Origin of the sequence: Marinobacter litoralis (assembly GCF_016427555.1) — a bacterium.
Lineage (GTDB): Bacteria > Pseudomonadota > Gammaproteobacteria > Pseudomonadales > Oleiphilaceae > Marinobacter > Marinobacter litoralis_A.
Window position 1 is genome coordinate 170,921 of record NZ_JAELVS010000004.1, and the last position, 17,685, is coordinate 188,605.

The 17,685-nt window shown below is 56.3% G+C and carries 18 protein-coding genes; 9 read left to right on the forward strand and 9 right to left on the reverse strand.

Annotated elements, in window-relative coordinates; genetic code table 11:
* Positions 1–140: 140 nt before the first annotated feature.
* Genes JAO79_RS12765 through JAO79_RS12775 form a run of 3 tightly spaced genes read left to right on the forward strand, consistent with a single transcriptional unit; the run spans position 141 to position 3,600 of the window.
* Entirely contained in the window at positions 141–1,157 is a 1,017-nt protein-coding gene (locus JAO79_RS12765; protein WP_199007641.1) for a GGDEF domain-containing protein, read from the forward strand.
* Entirely contained in the window at positions 1,154–2,152 is a 999-nt protein-coding gene (locus tag JAO79_RS12770) for a GGDEF domain-containing protein (RefSeq protein WP_199007642.1), read from the forward strand. The genes JAO79_RS12765 and JAO79_RS12770 overlap by 4 nt, the downstream gene beginning before the upstream one ends.
* A complete protein-coding gene (locus JAO79_RS12775; RefSeq protein ID WP_199007643.1) occupies positions 2,149–3,600 on the forward strand; it encodes a bifunctional DedA family/phosphatase PAP2 family protein in 1,452 nt (483 codons plus the stop codon). The genes JAO79_RS12770 and JAO79_RS12775 overlap by 4 nt, the downstream gene beginning before the upstream one ends.
* On the opposite strand, the gene JAO79_RS12780 is transcribed toward JAO79_RS12775, so the two are convergent.
* Together JAO79_RS12780 and JAO79_RS12785 are read right to left on the reverse strand one after the other, a co-directional pair.
* A complete protein-coding gene (locus JAO79_RS12780) occupies positions 3,597–4,178 on the reverse strand; it encodes an LON peptidase substrate-binding domain-containing protein (RefSeq protein ID WP_199007698.1) in 582 nt (193 codons plus the stop codon). The genes JAO79_RS12775 and JAO79_RS12780 overlap by 4 nt on opposite strands.
* Before the next feature lie 45 nt (positions 4,179–4,223).
* The gene (locus JAO79_RS12785; protein ID WP_199007644.1) at positions 4,224–5,477 is read right to left on the reverse strand and encodes an HDOD domain-containing protein; all 1,254 of its coding nucleotides are present in this window, start codon (positions 5,475–5,477) and stop codon (positions 4,224–4,226) included.
* 162 nt (positions 5,478–5,639) lie between these two features.
* Here JAO79_RS12785 and ilvD point away from each other — a divergent pair, with 162 nt between their 5' ends.
* Entirely contained in the window at positions 5,640–7,475 is a 1,836-nt protein-coding gene (ilvD, locus tag JAO79_RS12790) for a dihydroxy-acid dehydratase (protein WP_199007645.1), read from the forward strand.
* A 53-nt stretch (positions 7,476–7,528) separates the two neighbouring features.
* Here ilvD and JAO79_RS12795 read toward each other — a convergent pair whose 3' ends face one another.
* Both JAO79_RS12795 and JAO79_RS12800 read right to left on the reverse strand, forming a co-directional pair.
* Positions 7,529–7,936 (reverse strand): peptidoglycan-binding domain-containing protein, encoded by a 408-nt coding sequence (locus tag JAO79_RS12795; protein ID WP_199007646.1) that lies wholly within the window; start codon positions 7,934–7,936, stop codon positions 7,529–7,531.
* Between the two features lie 86 nt (positions 7,937–8,022).
* Entirely contained in the window at positions 8,023–9,114 is a 1,092-nt protein-coding gene (locus JAO79_RS12800) for an AI-2E family transporter (RefSeq protein WP_199007647.1), read from the reverse strand.
* 118 nt (positions 9,115–9,232) lie between these two features.
* On the opposite strand from JAO79_RS12800, the gene JAO79_RS12805 reads away from it, so the two are divergent.
* Together JAO79_RS12805 and JAO79_RS12810 are read left to right on the forward strand one after the other, a co-directional pair.
* Entirely contained in the window at positions 9,233–9,592 is a 360-nt protein-coding gene (locus tag JAO79_RS12805; protein ID WP_199007648.1) for a hypothetical protein, read from the forward strand.
* Between the two features lie 162 nt (positions 9,593–9,754).
* Positions 9,755–10,654 carry a haloalkane dehalogenase gene (locus JAO79_RS12810; protein WP_199007649.1) on the forward strand — a complete coding sequence of 300 codons (900 nt, stop codon included), beginning with the start codon at positions 9,755–9,757 and terminating at the stop codon, positions 10,652–10,654.
* A gap of 17 nt (positions 10,655–10,671) precedes the next feature.
* On the opposite strand, the gene JAO79_RS12815 is transcribed toward JAO79_RS12810, so the two are convergent.
* Positions 10,672–11,460, reverse strand: coding sequence for an acyl-CoA thioesterase (locus JAO79_RS12815; RefSeq protein WP_199007650.1), 789 nt, complete (start codon positions 11,458–11,460; stop codon positions 10,672–10,674).
* A 195-nt stretch (positions 11,461–11,655) separates the two neighbouring features.
* On the opposite strand from JAO79_RS12815, the gene JAO79_RS12820 reads away from it, so the two are divergent.
* The gene (locus JAO79_RS12820) at positions 11,656–13,182 is read left to right on the forward strand and encodes a DEAD/DEAH box helicase (RefSeq protein WP_199007651.1); all 1,527 of its coding nucleotides are present in this window, start codon (positions 11,656–11,658) and stop codon (positions 13,180–13,182) included.
* 18 nt (positions 13,183–13,200) lie between these two features.
* Here the strand turns inward: JAO79_RS12820 and JAO79_RS12825 are convergent, their stop codons facing one another.
* From JAO79_RS12825 to JAO79_RS12840, 4 genes are all read right to left on the reverse strand, one after another.
* Entirely contained in the window at positions 13,201–13,716 is a 516-nt protein-coding gene (locus tag JAO79_RS12825) for a dihydrofolate reductase (protein ID WP_199007652.1), read from the reverse strand.
* Positions 13,717–14,074: 358 nt separating this feature from the next.
* Positions 14,075–14,914 (reverse strand): thymidylate synthase, encoded by an 840-nt coding sequence (locus JAO79_RS12830; RefSeq protein ID WP_199007653.1) that lies wholly within the window; start codon positions 14,912–14,914, stop codon positions 14,075–14,077.
* On the reverse strand, positions 14,911–15,699 hold the full coding sequence (gene lgt, locus JAO79_RS12835; protein WP_199007654.1) for a prolipoprotein diacylglyceryl transferase: 789 nt from the start codon (positions 15,697–15,699) through the stop codon (positions 14,911–14,913). The genes JAO79_RS12830 and lgt overlap by 4 nt, the downstream gene beginning before the upstream one ends.
* A 10-nt stretch (positions 15,700–15,709) precedes the next feature.
* Complete coding sequence (locus JAO79_RS12840) at positions 15,710–16,507, reverse strand: sulfite exporter TauE/SafE family protein (RefSeq protein WP_199007655.1); 798 nt, start codon at positions 16,505–16,507, stop codon at positions 15,710–15,712.
* A 92-nt stretch (positions 16,508–16,599) separates the two neighbouring features.
* On the opposite strand from JAO79_RS12840, the gene JAO79_RS12845 reads away from it, so the two are divergent.
* Together JAO79_RS12845 and JAO79_RS12850 are read left to right on the forward strand one after the other, a co-directional pair.
* On the forward strand, positions 16,600–17,373 hold the full coding sequence (locus JAO79_RS12845) for an NRDE family protein (protein ID WP_199007656.1): 774 nt from the start codon (positions 16,600–16,602) through the stop codon (positions 17,371–17,373).
* 57 nt (positions 17,374–17,430) lie between these two features.
* Positions 17,431–17,685 carry an exodeoxyribonuclease VII small subunit gene (locus JAO79_RS12850; RefSeq protein ID WP_199007657.1) on the forward strand — a complete coding sequence of 85 codons (255 nt, stop codon included), beginning with the start codon at positions 17,431–17,433 and terminating at the stop codon, positions 17,683–17,685.

Genomic DNA, 17,685 nt, shown 5'->3' on the forward strand with positions numbered 1-17,685 from the left:
TATACCTTCTTATTTGCAAGCTGAATCTAAAACCGGTGAGTTACTTTACCTTTCCCGTTTCAAGTCCGCACCCCAAACGACTATTATACCGCTGCACAGGATTCAATATTCAACGGATGTGCCGGTATAGGACTGTCACCATGCCTCAGTTGGCCGAAAAATTTCTGCCCAGCAAACTCTCGAAAATAGGCTTTATTGTGCTGGCATTAACCGCGGCGGGATTTGCCACTTTGAGAGAACCGATAGCGGCAGCCGCGGCGGCGTCTACAGCAGGGTTGTTTCTGACCGGCATGCACGGCAACCGTCGCAGGCAATCCATGCCTTGGCCCCAACTGCGCATATTGTTTTTTATCACCCTGAACATCGCGCTATTCACCGCACTGTGGCGCGGGCCCTGGGCGTTGAGCCATTGGCTGTATGCCCTCCCCCTGATCACCTTCGGCTTTGTTCCGGCCTACCTCGCAACGGCGGTGACGATCGCGGGCGTTATTCTGGTGATGGCCAGCACCCAATGGTTTATCACACTCCCCGACCGCCATCAGATGATCAGTGCCTTCATGCTCTCCACGCTGCTCGGGGCAATCCTGATCTTTCTGCAGAAATACAAGGATCGGCAACTCAAACCCTTGCGGCGCACCGATCAGCTGACCCAAGCGGCCAGCCGCGAATACTTGTCTGCAGATTTACACAAAGAAATTCAGCGCAGCGAGCGGGAAGGCACACACCTGACCGCCATGGCGATCGGGCTCGACACGCACCTGAGCGATACGGCTCCCGATGCCGACATAAGTGCCATCCTGCCGCGCATTGGCCGATACCTGCATTCACAATTACGGGATTTCGATACTTACTATCGCATGGCCGACCTGCAGTTTTTGGCCATTCTGCCCTGCACCAATACCGCCGAAGCCGCCGATACGGCGGAACGCATTCGGAACGGCCTGTGCACCCTGATGGCCTCTCACGGTTTGAAACTGACCGTTAGCGCGGGCGTTGCCGGCCTAAACATTGGCGACGATGCCGACAGCCTCCAGATCAGCGCCTCCAATGCGCTTCGGCGCGCCCAGCAACAAGGTGGCAACCGAACACAGACCTACAGCAATCCCGTGCCCAACGATATCGCCGGGAATCACAACAACAGAGGCGCAGCACAATGACGGAAACCCGACTGCGAACCTGGACTCATAGCGCCGCCTACACGCTGGCAGCCATTTTTATCGGTGCGCTGGCGTTCCAAAATCTGCGTTACGGTTTCTATCAACTGTTCTACCTCGCGTCGATGATGGCCACGCTTTTGTTCGCGGGTTTGATCTACACGTTCATTTCGCGCCGCCAGCAACTGTCAGCACCCGGCCATCTGATCATTCTGAGCCTTTTGAACGCCGGATTATTTTTTTCATGCCTGACCCTCGAAGCCCCCGGAATCAGTCACTGGGCAATGCCTTTGCTGGTGCTTAATCTGACCATTCTGCCGCTGCGTCAGGGGCTCGGCCTGTCGGCCTTACTCGTAGCGACCCTCTCTGTCTCGTTGCTGTTCAAACTCCCCTTCGCTGACGCATTGATATCCAGCTCCGGCCTGGGCCTTATGCTGGCGGTGGTCGGGCTTTACATTTGGGGCTACGACTACATGGCGCAATCCGCCCAGAACCTGTCCACCACGGATCCGCTGACGGGCGCCCATAACGCTCGCTTTCTCGATGAAAACTTGCAGAAAGAAATCAGCCGGGCCATTGCCACGGGGCACCCGCTCTCGGTCGTCAGTATAGGCCTGAGCCACGCAGAGGAAATTCGGGATCTGCACGGTAAAGCCGGGTTGCAGAACTTACTGAAAAACATAACCGAGCACTTGTTCGAAACCATACGAACCGGCGATACGCTGTACACTATAAACGAGTCTGAGTTTTTCCTGATCCTCCCTTTCACCCCCGAGGAAGGCGTTCGGGTGATTGCCGAGCGTATTCGCCGCAACCTCGTTGAGTACGACTGGCCCGAAGTCGGCAAAGTCACCGTTTGTCTTGGCTGTACCACACGGGGCAATGGCGATACCAGCACCTATTCCCTGCGTTCCCGGGCCAAGACAGCTATGGAAGAAGCGCACGCAAGAGGTGCAGATTCAGCGTGGTTCAGCCCCGGAGAACCCGTAAAAGCATGACTGAAACCTGGCTCAACGAGGCAACTGCGTGGGTTGCTGCAAATCCGGGCTGGCTGGCGCTAGCGCTGGCTGCCACCGCCTTTATTGAATCCCTGGCCGTGGCCGGCATCATTGTTCCCGGCGTGGCCATGCTGTTTGCGTTTGCGGCCATGGCCGGCAAATCCGGCATGCCTCTGGCAGAGGCACTTGTCTGGGCCGGCGTTGGCGCGGTAGCAGGAGATGTACTGAGCTTTGCTATCGGAAGGATGCTTCAAGGGCGCCTGCACTCGGTCTGGCCGCTGAGCCGCTACCCGAAACTGTTGGCCCGGGGGGAAGCGTTTTTTCATGCTCACGGTGGCAAAAGTGTCATCATCGGGCGTTTTGTTGGCCCCATCCGGCCCATCATTCCGCTAATCGCCGGCGCTTTTTATATGCCATGGCAGCGTTTTCTGCTGTTCAATTTACTGTCCGCCGTAGGCTGGGCGCTGACGTACATTTTACCGGGCTATTTGGTGGGTGCTGCGCTGGCAACGGGAATCAAACCACCGCCGCATTTCTATTGGGTGCTGGGTATCAGTGGCGCAGCATTGATTGCCGTGTACCTTGTCGCGCTTCGAATGCGGCTCGGCCTGGGTGAAGGCAGTCGCCTGTATCACTGGCTGGAATTGCGAATGACCGCTTACGATGCCACACACCGGTTCTGGCGACTATACACCAGCGCCCGCCCGGCCCAGCGAGGTGAATTTCCGTTGCCGTCGTTAATGATGGCCACCACGGCTCTGGCACTCTTCCTGATTCTTGCCCAGCTGGTCAGCCTCAGTAGCCACCTGTTCCTGCTCAACCAGTTGGTCAGTGACTGGTTCCAACTGCTTCGGCAACCGCTGCTGGACCTGCCGATGATCGCTTTTACGCTCGCCGGTGACCCACCGGTTCTGATTGCAGCGGCAGTGCTGGCGACCGCGACCCTTACGTTCAGAGGCTACTACGCGGCCGCTATCCACATCGCCACGGCCGCTCTGCTCGCCATCGTCAGTGTGTGGCTTCTCAAAGCGGGCATCGGCGTAAGCCGACCAGACCAGGTATTCAGCCCGCCTGATTCGGGCGCATTTCCGAGCGGCCACACGGCCGGTGCGACGGTTCTGGTCACATTGGCCGCCAGCTTTATCGCCGGGGAGAATCATCACAAGCAACGTTGGCAAAGCTATGTGCTGCTGTCGCTGCCGCTGATTCCGATCGCACTCAGCCGGCTGTATCTCGGGGTGCACTGGTTTACCGACGTATTGGGGGGATTCTTTCTCGGGCTGGCGATTACCGGATTTATTCGAGCGAGCTACAGCCGCTATGATCGGGTACCGATCAAGGCAGAGGCGATTTCCTGGGCGGCACTCGTGGTTTGGATACTGTTTACCGTTGTTTATATCAGTGAGCAATGGGGGCTGGCCATACAGAGCTACGCCCCGAAACTTTAACCGCTGCCATCAAGCGCTTCTAACAAACGCTGCAGCCGGTCGAGGCGCTCTAACGGGTCCTGCAATTCCGCCAAACGTTGTTTTTCAGGCGTGTCCAGAGGCAACAATTCCGTAAGACGCCAGCCCACGTGCCGCGCGTCATCGTAATCCACTTTCATGTCGAGATTCTTTATTGCAGGATGCCGGAACAATGCCCTGAGCACAGAGGGCAATTCATGGTAACGCTCCGGAACCTCGCTCTCAGCCTCTGTTATCAAACACTCCACGTCACCCAGGTTCAGCCCGTCTGCTTGCTGCCAGCTTCGAACCACCGTCACCTTACTTTCACCTTCCACCGTAATGCCCAACAATCCATTATCCAGCTGCTGGAAATCAATGATGCGTACATAGGTTCCGATATCGTAAAAAGCGGCGGTTCTTGAGGTTTCGGGGCCATCCTGCAAAAGTACAATCACGAAACCACGGTCTTCTTTGAGGCAGCGGCTGAGCATGTCGATATAGCGCGGCTCAAACAGCTGCAATGGAATGCGCCCTTGCGGTAAGACGACGGAATTCAGCGGAAACAGAGGCACATTCATATGGGTTTCAATCACTGCAAAGCAGACCCCCGATGACGGGTTAATTTAACGACCGGACAGAAGCTTCTGAGCTTCATTCACCCGCTCTCGTGCATCACTGAGCACCTTAAGACTGCGTGAAGCATTCAACTGCAGCTCACCCAATCGCCGCCAGGCCGGAACCTGATCAAACGCGGGTAACCCGCCACTTTTACTAGAACCAATCATGGCGTGCATTTGCGCAACGATCACGATATCGACAATCTGTGGCGCAGGCTGACGGCACTCGTAACTCCAATCTTCGGCATGCCGAGCAGCTTCAATAAAGGTTTTCGGGAAAGACCAACTTTCCAGCACCGCGCAACTGACATCTGCCCGCAACTCCGAGATTGCATGCTGCAGGTTTTTCTCGTCAGCAAACAGCGTCCCGTGTTTCTCGGCCTGCACCAGCACCGACACCACCCCCACATCGTGCAGGAGCCCTGCCAACATTGCTTCCTCGGGATTCACGCCGGTGGCATGATCCGCCAGCACCCAACACAAGGCAGCCACCTCTCGCGAATGCTGCCACAAAGCTTCCATTTCTTTTTTCAAGGCTGGCCGCTGGGTTTTGAACACCTCGCGCATGGCAAACACCGTTACCAACTGCCGCGTTGTTCGCATCCCTAACCGGACAACGGTTTCCTGCACGCTCCGAACATCACTGAAGCCACGGTATAACGGACTGTTGCAGGCTCGCACCAATTTTGCCGCCATGGCCGGATCAGCCGACACGGCTCCGGCCACCTCACCGGCGCCGGTATCGTCTCGCTCCACCAACCGGCGTACTTTCCAGGCAACATCCGGCACGCTCGGCAGTTGCAACTGGTTCGACCGCAGTTCTGCATAGAACTCCATCAACAGCTGGTGTTCCTCACTTTGCCCGCCCTCTTCAACCGTTGACGCCATGCCATCCTGCTCTACAGGCGCATCACGTAAAAGCTGGCTGAGTATTTCCTGTTCAACCACCAGAAACTCACAAGGCTCCAGCGCTTTGACGTCATACATCCTCGGCTGAAGCCTGGCTATCGGGTTGACTGCTTTGTCGGTTCCGGCCTGGATCACCGAGTTTCGGCCATCATGGGACGCCAACTGAACAGACCCGGACACCAAAAAGTAATCCAGACCATCCCGCACGCCCCGCTCCAGGATTTTCGCACCGCGTTTGAACGCACGGCGCTCGGCACGATTGGCCAACACCACCAACTGTCCGTCTGTCAGCCGACCGAGGGGATTGAAGTCTTTCAACCGGCGAAGCGTTAGCCTTTCCTGGCTTCCCATAAACAAACTCTCAAGCTAATGAATAATCGTTGTTACTTATTGTAATCACACACGGCCAAAACAGCCATGCGAACGCAACGAATCTGGTATCCTTTGCTGTCTACAGCACGAACAGCTTTTAATATAGTTTCAATAAGATCATTCGGGAGAGAAAAGCACATCATGCCCCAGTATCGTTCGCACACATCGACAGCCGGCCGGAACATGGCCGGAGCTCGCGCCCTATGGCGTGCAACCGGTATGAAAAACGAGGACTTCGGTAAGCCGATTATTGCCGTTGTTAACTCCTTCACCCAATTCGTACCGGGTCATGTTCACTTGAAAGATCTGGGCCAGCTGGTCTGCCGCGAAATTGAAGAGGCCGGCGGTGTTGCCAAAGAATTCAACACCATCGCAGTTGATGATGGTATCGCTATGGGGCACGACGGCATGCTCTACTCCTTGCCATCCCGTGAAATCATCGCCGATTCGGTCGAGTACATGGCCAACGCCCATTGTGCCGACGCTCTGGTGTGCATTTCCAACTGCGACAAAATCACCCCGGGCATGCTGATGGCCGCCCTGCGTCTGAACATCCCCGCGATTTTTGTTTCCGGCGGGCCGATGGAAGCCGGTAAAACCAAACTGTCCGAGAACAAACTGGATCTGGTCGATGCCATGGTGATCGCGGCCGACCCAACCGCCAGCGACGAAAAAGTAGCCGAATACGAGCGCAGTGCCTGCCCGACTTGCGGCTCCTGCTCCGGCATGTTTACCGCCAACTCGATGAACTGTCTGGCGGAAGCCATTGGCCTGGCACTGCCCGGCAACGGCTCGATGCTGGCCACCCACGCCGATCGCGAGCAACTGTTCCTGAAAGCTGGTCGCCAGATTGTTGAAAACACCCGACGCTACTACGAGCAGGATGACGACAGCGTGCTGCCGCGCAGCATCGCCTCGCTGGAAGCGTTCAAAAACGCCATGGTCATGGATATCGCCATGGGTGGTTCAACCAACACCATCCTGCACCTGCTTGCTGCCGCTCAGGAAGGCGAAGTTAATTTTGACCTGTCAGACATTGACCGCTTGTCCCGGGAAGTACCACAGCTGTGCAAAGTGGCGCCAAACTCTCCGAAATACCACATGGAAGACGTTCACCGCGCCGGTGGCATTATGGGCATTCTGGGTGAACTGGAGCGCGGCGGGTTGATTAACACCAACTTGCCAACCGTGCACAGCAAGACCATGAAAGAAGCCCTGCAAACTTGGGATATCATGCAGTCGCCCACGCCAGAAGTGATCGAATTCTACAAAGCCGGCCCGGCGGGTATTCCAACTCAAACCGCGTTCAGCCAGAGCACACGCTGGCCAAGTCTCGATGGTGACCGCGAAAACGGCTGTATCCGCTCGGTTGAAAACGCCTACTCATCTGAAGGCGGCCTTGCCGTTCTGTACGGCAATATCGCCCTGGACGGCTGCGTGGTGAAAACCGCCGGTGTTGATGAAAGCATTTTCGTCTTTGAAGGTAAGGCCAAAGTATTTGAAAGTCAGGATGCCGCCGTTGCCGGCATTCTGGGTGACGAAGTGAAATCTGGCGATGTGGTTATCATCCGCTACGAAGGCCCCCGCGGCGGGCCAGGCATGCAGGAAATGCTCTACCCCACCAGTTACCTGAAATCCAAGGGGCTGGGTAAAGAATGTGCCCTGCTGACCGACGGCCGTTTCTCCGGCGGCACCTCAGGTCTGTCGATCGGTCACGCTTCCCCTGAAGCAGCAGCCGGCGGCGCTATCGGCCTGATCGAAGACGGTGACACAATTCTGATCGACATCCCGAACCGTTCGATCAACGTGCAGCTCAGCGACGAAGAGCTGAGTGAGCGCCGTAGCAAGCGGGATGCCATTGGCTGGAAGCCAGCCCAGCCCCGCGAGCGCAAAGTGTCCACAGCGCTCAAAGCATACGCGCTGCTGGCGACCAGCGCCGACAAGGGTGCGGTCAGAGACGCGTCCAAACTGGACTGACACAAAAAAGCCCGGCTCACTCAGAGCCGGGCTTTTTTCTTACAGCCGCTCGATTACCAGAGCGACCACTCCTCATCTTCTTCTGTTTCCTCAGCCTGCTCAGCAGCCGGTTGCTCAGTGGCTTTGACTGGCTCGGCAGACTTGGCCGAAGACGGAGCAGCGGTATCAGCAGCAGAGGATGCGGCGGCCTGCTGGACCGGAACCATACCCAACACTTTCTTCGTTTCCTCAGTCACCATGCCATTGGCTTTCAATCCGTGATCTTTCTGGAAGCGAACCAGTTCGGCGCGCGTGCTGTCATCCATGGTTGGACTGACGTTGGTAATGTTATATCCGGCACCGTATAGCGCATGTTTGAGGGCCACCGTGTCGTTCGCCTGAGCGCTGGAGGCCAACATAGTCAGTACCATTGCCCCAACCAACAACGTCGATTTACCGAAATAACGTGCAACTGCTCTCATGCTTTTCACCAACCTTACTCCTGATATTCGTCTAGTTGTTATGTTGTGCAGCCTGGTCACCTACGGCTAAAAAACCGTAACATATTTTAAAGCTTGGAATCGTGCTCGCTGTCGCGTAATTCCGCCTCTGCTTCAGCCCCTTCACTGAACTCGCGTATAAAGATGCCCCAGAACGCCATGAACAATGCCGCCACCAATGGCCCCATGACGAACCCGTTGATACCAAACATGGCAATACCGCCGAGCGTTGACAACAGCACCAGATAATCCGGCAACTTGGTATCACGCCCCACCAGAATCGGGCGTAACAGGTTATCCGCCAGCCCGATCACAACCACACCAAATACTGTGAGCACAACCGCCGAGACAATATCCCCCACCGCTGCCAGATAGATGGCGGCCGGCACCCAGACAATGGCGGCACCCACCGCCGGCAACAGAGACACAATCGCCATCACCACCCCCCAAAGCAAGGCTCCGGTAATACCGAGGACAGCAAAGATAATTCCGCCTAACGCCCCCTGAACGATCGCGATCAGCAGATTGCCTTTGACCGTTGCTCGGGTCACTTCGGCAAATTTGGCAAACAACAGTCGCTCCCGCTCGTCTCCCAACGGCAGCGCCTTGATCATCAGCTCAATGAGCTTGCTGCCATCCCGAAGCAGGAAAAACGCCAGATAGATCATAAGCGCCAGGCCCAGAAAGAACTGGAAGGTATTCTGCCCGAACCCCAGCGCCTGCTTGGCCAGGAACTGGCTTCCTCCCAAAAATGCGCTCACAGTGCGATCCCTGAGCTCGCTGACGTTGATATCGAACTGCGTGAGAAACGACTGAATCGCCGGGAACGCCTTGTTCACCTGATCGATATACTCACCGGGGCGAATCTCGCCATCCTGAATCTTCTGGTAGATCCCGACACCTTCACCGATCATCGCAGCCCCCAGTATCAGGACCGGAATAATAACGATCACCAAACACACAAAGAGCGTAATCAGCGCGTTGATGTTTGGCCGGTCACCCAGCCGCCGATGGAGAATCTGTTGCACCGGATGGAAGATCAACGCAATGGCGACCGCCCAAAAAATGGGGCCGAAAAAAGGCTTCATCAGCAAAACGAACGCTAAAGAAACGCCCACCAGCATCGCCAGAAAAGTTCGTGTTTCAAGCTTGGCGTACATATCGGATCAGACCTTCAAATAGGGGGATAAGAGGAAACCAAGACTATCACGAGAGCGTGGCCACTGTAGCCGTCTTCGCGTTATAGTTGTTGGTTGTTGACCTACGATTGAACTCGTTATGCCACTGCCTTCTGAAGACTTCAGCATTGAGACGGCACTCGACGCTGCTACGGAATTGCGACGAGTGCTCGCCGCCCGCATGCACCGCCGAAAGGTCATGGGGCAGGAGGTTCTCGTGCCCGGACAGTTAGGGGAAGCTCTGCAGCTGCCGAAAATCATCAACCGCCTCACCAGCAAACAACAACGCTATCGCGAGATGGGTCTGAACGACTTTCAGGAACTCTGGCCAACCCTGTCTGACCGCACGCGGGAAAAAGTGCTGGACGCCATCGGCTGGTACGATCCCAAAGAACTGGATTGGGATGACAAACGATCCAATCGCCGCCCGGTTATTGACCCAAAAGATGGCCCGGATTGACAGCCCAACGCACTAAAATGGCGCACCTCGGCGGGGCCGGATTCAAACTGACAACGCGCTGTTACGCAACTCAAACAAACAAATTTGCCATCTGTTCTATTCTGGATTCCTAAGATTGTCGACCGGCAGTCGCGCACCCAATCAGTTAGGATAGTCGATGGCATGCGTATCCTGAGAACCGACGAAGCACGCTTCGAAGGCCTACCGGATTACCCGTTTCTTCCAAATTATCAAGAGGTCGAACCCGGCCTGCGAATGCATTTCGTGGACGAGGGACCGGCAAACGGCGTTCCCGTGATCATGCTCCACGGCGAACCTACGTGGTCGTACCTTTACCGGCACATGATCCCGGTTGTCGCCGCGGCGGGTCATCGGGTTCTGGCGCCCGATCTGATCGGCTTCGGCAAATCGGACAAGCCCATCGCGTTAGGCGACTACACCTACGATAACCATCTGCGCTGGTTGTCCCACTGGCTGGAAACGCTCGACATCCGGGGAGCGACACTGGTTTGTCAAAACTGGGGTTCGTTGCTTGGCTTACGATTGGCGACAGATCATCCGGGCAGATTCAACCGAATCATCGTCGGAAACGGCATGCTGCCGACCGGCGAAGCTCGAGTGCCGACCGCATTCAAAGTCTGGAAAGCCTTTGCCAGCCGAAGCCCATGGTTTCCGGTGAGTAAAATGGTACAACTCGGCACCGAAAGAGCATTGTCCAAGCGGGAATTGGCAGCTTACGAAGCACCTTTCCCAAGGGATGAATACAAAGGCGGAGCCCGTGCCTTTCCGGCGCTGATCCCGACCTCTCAGTCAGATACCTCCGGTGCTGCAAACCGCGAAGCGTGGCGAAAACTGGAAAAGTGGCGCAAACCGTTCATTACCTGCTTCAGCAGCGGTGACCCGATCACCCGAGGCGTTGACCGTCAGATGCAACGCCGCATACCGGGCGCCCACGGGCAGCCTCATATGACCCTGCCCGGTGGCCACTTTCTGCAGGAAGATTCACCGAACGCGTTTGCCAGAGTGATCATTGACGCTCTGAAACACGAGATGGCTGCCTGACGATAGCCATCCCCTATTTAACCAAAGACAGTAACCGCCTGACGGCTCAGGGCAACCAGCTCTCCGCTGGAGGTCCAAATACCCGCATGGGTGTGTCCGTAGCCTGAACCCGCCTGATCCACCTTAGCCCGATACAACAACCAGTCACCCGGTTCCACCACAGGCCTGGGGTGTACAATCTCCAGATTCCAGCTCAGTGAGCTGGCCGGAGCTGGTCCTTTCAAATGGGGCAGGATAGCCGGCGGCCATGCGTCGGCCAACGCAATAATGTGGGCATCTGTCATCGCATCCGGTGCTTCCCGGAATTGCATCCAGCCGCCCATTTCTCGTCCACCTTTGCCGGAAAATGGCATGTTCCCGAACGCCCAGCGCATTTCAATGTGCTGGGTAAATTCCGGAGTTACACCTTTTATGTAGGGCAACTCCTGACATTCTGCAACGGGTTTGGCTGTCGGCCCCGGCTCCGGCGTTACCTGCACGGCCGATTCACGGTCACCACCAAAACTCGCCAGACAAACCAGGCGAGGCTCGCCGTTTTGCACAATACGCCCGGTGACCTGGGAAGCTGCTTTCCCTTCCCGCAGTAATTCCACTTCAAATAACGCAGGAACGTCTGGCTCAACCGGCCCGACAAAGGATACCTGCAACGCCCGAACCGCCCGCCCTGCAGCTACTTTGGAGGCCATCACTTCATAGGTCAACGCAGCAACCACGCCGCCAAAGCTGGCCCGCCCCTGGCCCCAGCTCGCCGGGATAACCACCTCAAGACCGTGGCGCGCGCCTTTCAAAAGCTCGTCAAACTTCATACCCACTCTCCAACCGTTAGCCTGCAAACATCGGAGATTGCCCAACTTCGCGCCCGCTGGCAAGACACCCGCCCCGGCAACTACCTACCTGACCTACAGCATAAAATATGTCAATAGAACCACAAAACGACTATAATCCTCGAAAATCATGCATTGCGTTTGCAATGTCATATCCTCCGAATACCGAGTACATTCATGTCAGAATTGTCTTTTGCCGAACTGGGGCTGGATCCAGCTGTCCTGGAAGCCGTATCCTCCGTTGGCTACGAAACACCATCGCCCATTCAGGCACAATCCATTCCCGCCCTTATGGCCGGCAACCACTTGCTGGGTGTTGCCCAGACCGGCACCGGAAAAACTGCAGCGTTCGCCCTGCCCTTGTTGAGCCGTATCGACCCGAGCGTTGCCCAGCCGCAGATTCTTGTGTTGGCACCTACACGGGAACTGGCCATCCAGGTAGCCGAGGCCTTCACTACCTACGCCAGCAAATTCCGTCAGTTCCATGTTCTACCGATTTATGGCGGCCAGGATTTCTCTCCGCAAATCCGTGGATTGAAACGCGGCGCTCAGGTAATCGTCGGCACGCCCGGCCGTATGCTGGATCACCTGCGTAAAGGCACCTTAAGACTGGAAAACCTGCGGGCCCTGGTTCTTGATGAAGCCGACGAAATGCTGCGCATGGGCTTTATCGACGACGTTGAGGCGATTCTGTCCAAAACACCGCCCAACTGTCAGCGCGCTCTGTTCTCGGCCACCATGCCGCCGCAGATCAAGAAAGTTGCCCAGACTTACCTGAAGAACGCCACTGAAGTTCGCATTGAAAGCGAAACACGCACGGTTGAGCGCATTGCCCAGTTTGTTCTGCCGGTCTATGCGGAGCGCAAACTCGACGCTCTGACCCGCATCCTGGAAGTCGAACCATTTGACGCTGCGATTATCTTTGTTCGCACCAAAGCGGAAACCACGTTGCTCGCCGAAAAGCTGTCGGCCCGTGGCCACGCCGTTGCTCCCCTGAGCGGCGATCTGAACCAGCGTCAGCGTGAGCAAACCGTTGAAGATCTGAAGCGTGGCAAGAAAGACATCATCATTGCCACCGACGTAGCGGCCCGTGGCCTGGACGTGCCCAGAATCACCCACGTAATCAACTACGACGTACCCTACGACACCGAAGCCTACATTCACCGCGTAGGCCGTACCGGCCGTGCAGGCCGCACCGGTAAAGCCATCTTGCTGGTAACTCCACGTGAGCGTAGCTGGTTGCGTACCCTTGAGCGCGCTACCAACTCGCCCATGGAACCGTACCAGCTGCCCTCACCGGCTGCGCTACAGCAGATGCGTGTTGAGCAGTTTGAAGCGCAGCTTCTGGGCTTCACCGACGATCCTCGCACTGCCAAAGCAATCGCTTTGCTGGACGAAATCGCCGAACGCAACGACATGGACATCACCGCAGTAGCAGGCGCCTTGGCCTGCTGGATGGAAGCGTCTCAGCCAGATTCACTGCCACTTGAGCAGCCTGAAGCCCTGCCGGAAGTGTCGTCTGCACCGCCACGTCGCAGAGGCGGTCCCTCTGGCAAAGGCAACTTCCGCAAAGGCGGTCATGGTAAAGGGAACTACCGTAAAGACGGTAAACCCGGCGGCTATCGCAAAGACGGTGGTCGTGGTCGCCCCGGCGGCGGCAAGCCCGGCGGAAAATCCGGCCCGAAGCGCGCTCCGCGCTCCTAAGCCAGTTGGCGTAGCCGGTCAGTTCGACCGGTTACGCTGATAGACTACAAAGCTGTAGTCGTAAGGATTATTGTCTGACGCGGAGAAATCTTCGCGTCCGATTTCTTCCCACTCATCCCAGTCCACTTCCGGAAAGTAGGCATCCCCGTCCACTTCGGCGTGCACTTGAGTGATATAAATCCGATCAACCATTGGCAGGGCTTCTGCGTAGATCTGCCCACCGCCGATAATCATCACTTCCTCACCGCCATCCAACTCAGCCTGTGCTTCGGCTTTGACCAGTGCCGCATCCAATGAGGTGGCCGACACCGTTCCTTGTGGCGCTTCCCACTCCGGATTTCGGGAAATAACCACGTTCATCCGCCCCGGCAACGGCCGACCAATGGAATCCCAAGTTTTCCGACCCATGATAATGGGCTTACCCATGGTAGCTTCTTTGAAATAACGCAAATCCCCCGGCAAGTACCAAGGCAACGCATTGTTCCGGCCGATAACCCGATTTCGGGCCATGGCTACGATTAGTGCTTTTCTCATTTGGTCTAATCCCCATTTGAATTTGGAGTTAGCAAAGGGCGGGGTGCGCTGTTCAAAACACGCTCGAGCACATCCATGTGGCGCTTGGGCTCCGCCATCCATGGCTCCGCACAGTTTTGAAAAACACACCCGCCCTTGGCTGCGATACTTTAAGTGCTGGCTTCTCTCAAAATAAACGCTTTAACGTCTAGAACCCCGCATGCATACCGCGATGCTGAAGCGGATAAACGGGGCAAACCCTCCAAAAATGTGCGTAGCCATGGATGGCGGAGCAGAAGCGCCACAAGGATGTGCCGAAGGAGCGGTTTTTGGAGGGTTTGCCCCGTTTATCCGTCACCACCCAAGTCCACGATAAAGGTCAAATAGCAATAGGAGCCTTAATCCCCGGATACGGGTCATACCCCGCAAACTCGAAATCTTCCAACTCGTAATCAAAAATCGAATCCGGCTTACGCTTGATCACCAGCGTCGGCAGAGCTCTAGGCTCCCGCTTCAACTGCTCAAACACAATCTCATCCGTCAGGTGATTCTGATACAAATGACAATCGCCAAACGTATGCACAAACTCACCCACATCCAGATCACACTGCTGAGCAATCATATGCGTCAACAACGCATAAGACGCGATATTGAACGGCACACCCAGAAACAAATCCGCACTGCGCTGGTATAACTGACAAGACAACTTGCCATCAGCCACATAAAACTGGAACAAACAATGACACGGCGCCAACGCCATGCGCCCTTCCCGCACGTTATCCTGCGGACCAATCGACTCATCCGGCAACTCGGCCGGGTTCCAGGCGGAAACAATCAATCGGCGGGAGTTTGGCTTATTACGGATCTGATCAATCACCTCGCTGATCTGATCAATCACACCACCATCGTGGCATTGCCAGCTGCGCCATTGCTTACCGTAAATAGGCCCCAGATCACCATTCTCCAGCGCCCACTCGTTCCAGATGGACACCTTGCGTTCTTTCAGCCAATTGTTGTCGGTGGAGCCTTTGAGGAACCACAACAACTCATAAATAATACTGCGCAAATGCACTTTCTTCGTGGTGACGAGCGGAAAGCCTTCCTGCAGATTGAAACGAATTTGCCGACCAAATACCGAGCGAGTTCCAACCCCGGTGCGATCGCCTTTATCGAATCCGTTATCAACCACGTCTTGCATCAGATCGAGGTAAGCTTTCATGATGTTTCTCTCCGGTAAGCAATGGCAATCAAGGCGGCGCCAGCAATGATCATGGGCAACGACAATACCTGCCCCATGGTGACCCAATCAAAGGCCAGGTAACCCAGGTGTGCGTCTGGCAAGCGGACAAACTCGACCAGAAAGCGGAACACGCCGTAACACAATAAAAACAGCCCTGAGACCGCCATCCTCGGCCGTTCTTTCGCCGAGAACCACCACAGGATGACAAACAGTGCCACACCTTCCAGCGCAACCTGGTACAACTGCGACGGGTGCCGCGCCAGCGCGTCTTGTGCTTGAGGGAACACCATCCCCCAGGGCAGATCTGTGGGCTTGCCCCACAGCTCGCCATTAATGAAATTACCCACGCGGCCGGCACCTAAGCCCACGGGCACCAGTGGAGCCACGAAATCGGCGATTTTCCAGAACCCGGCACCGGTTTTTCGGCCGTACCAGACCATGGCCACCATGACACCCAACAGGCCCCCGTGGAATGCCATGCCGCCTTCCCAAACCCGCAACAACCAGAGCGGGTCGGCAATGAACGCATCGAAGTTATAAAACACCACGTATCCGAAACGGCCACCGAGGATTACACCCAGCGCCATGTAAAAGATCAGGTCACCAACCTGCTCTTCTTTCAACGGCGACCAAGGCTTGCGGCTACGGAGGGTCCCCAGCCACCAAGCGGCAGCAAAGCCGACCAGATAGGTCAGCCCGTACCAATGAATTTTGAGGGGGCCGATCGCGATTGCGACCGGGTCAATCTGTGGGTATTGCAACATGGACAGACTCTTAACTCAGCAGGAATCGTAGGCCGACAATAATCAGCACAATGGCAAAAATTCGTTTCAGGAGGCGACCGTCAAGGCGATGGGCCAACTTGGCTCCCAATCGGGCGAAGACGACGCTGGTCGCGACAATACCAATGAGTGCCGGCAGGTAAATGAATCCGAAGCTCATTTCTGGCAATTCAGGGTGCTGCCACCCGGTCCAGATGTTCCCCACGGCTCCCGCGAGCGCTATCGGAAAGCCACAAGCCGCAGACGTGGCCACCGCCTGCTGCATGCGCACGTTGGACCAGGTCAGGTAAGGCACAGAAATCGTGCCACCGCCAATACCGAAAATCGCAGACGCCCAACCAATAAAGCCGCCAGCCACACCCAGCCCGGCCGTACCCGGTACGTCCCGGCCCGGTTTGGGATTCACTTCCAGGATCATCTTCAGCGCCACCAAAATGGCAAACACACCAATGATGGTTTCAAGGAACGGCCCGCTTAACATAGCAGCCGTCCAAGCGCCCAATAGTGCGCCCACAATGATTCCGATCGTCATAGGACGAAAAAGATCCCAACGCACCGCTCCGTGTTGGTGATGGGTGCGAATAGAACTGATCGAGGTAAACAAAATGGTCGCCAGCGAGGTGCCAATCGCCAAATGCGCGGCAATCTCCGGGCTGAATTCCATAAAGTTGAAACTGAAGATCAGCACAGGCACGATCACCAGACCGCCGCCAATACCAAACAGGCCAGCCATCGTGCCAGCAAGTGCACCCAGTAACAGGTACAGAACAAGTACGCCAATCAGGGTCATAATCGTTAAGGGTCCGGGGAAGCATTCAGGCTGGTATGATACGCATTGTTGCCAATCGCTGCAGCCCCGATGAGTAAGGATCATTACCTGCTATGTGCACCATCGTTTTTGCTATTGGCCAAAGCCGCCAGCATCCGCTCGTGGTGGCCGCCAATCGTGACGAATTTTACCGGCGCCCCACTGCGGCGATGGACTGGTGGGCGGCCGACAACGGCCAGGAAGTTCTTGCCGGTCGAGATTTGGAATCCGGCGGCACCTGGCTGGCCGTGTCACCTGACGGCCGGGTAACCGCCGTCACCAATGTCCGGGAAGGCAGCCCGGAAGCAGGCCGCTGTAGCCGGGGAGAACTGCCCCTGAACGCGCTCAGCCTGCCCTATTCGGAATTAAAAGAAGCATTAGCCTCAGAGCCCGGGCGCTACGCAGGCTTTAATTTGGTTTCGCTATCCCCTGACAGCGGCTGGTACTACAGCAACCGGGATGCTCACCCGGGACGACAAGTATTCCGAGGCATCTACGGCCTTAGCAACCATTTACTGCAAACCCCCTGGCCCAAATTGCTGCGCTTGCGGTCCGCTGTTGGCCAATCAATCGACACTGCACACGCTGATACAAAGGCCCTGCACAGCGAGTTGATTTCCGTACTTCAGGACACCACACCCGCGCCGGACAGCCAGCTGCCTGACACAGGCGTAGGGCTGGATACCGAGCGTTTTCTCTCTTCCCCATTTATCAGTGGCGAGCACTACGGCACCCGCGCCACCACCGTCGTCACACTGTCAGCTGACGGCGAAGTACAGGTTACCGAACAGTCCTGGGGACCATTCGCCCGCAAGCTGGAAACCCGGGAGTTTCGTTGGCAGCGATAGCTTGGGGACTCTGTTATAATCCGCGCATTTCCTGACACATTGGAGCGGAGGGCGCCCATGGCCGGTGACAAAGACAAGACATCAATAGCCGACTTCGAAAAATCGCTGGACGAGCTCGAAAAGCTGGTTCGTGATCTGGAGCAGGGCGAACTGCCACTGGAACAGTCATTGGCGGCCTTCGAACGGGGCATAAAATTGACTCGCGAGTGCCAAAGCGCCCTGAAATCGGCCGAACAGCGGGTTGAGCAGCTGATCCAGAACAGTGACGGCTCACTGGAAACTCGCCCTTTCGCTTCGGATGATACCCACTGA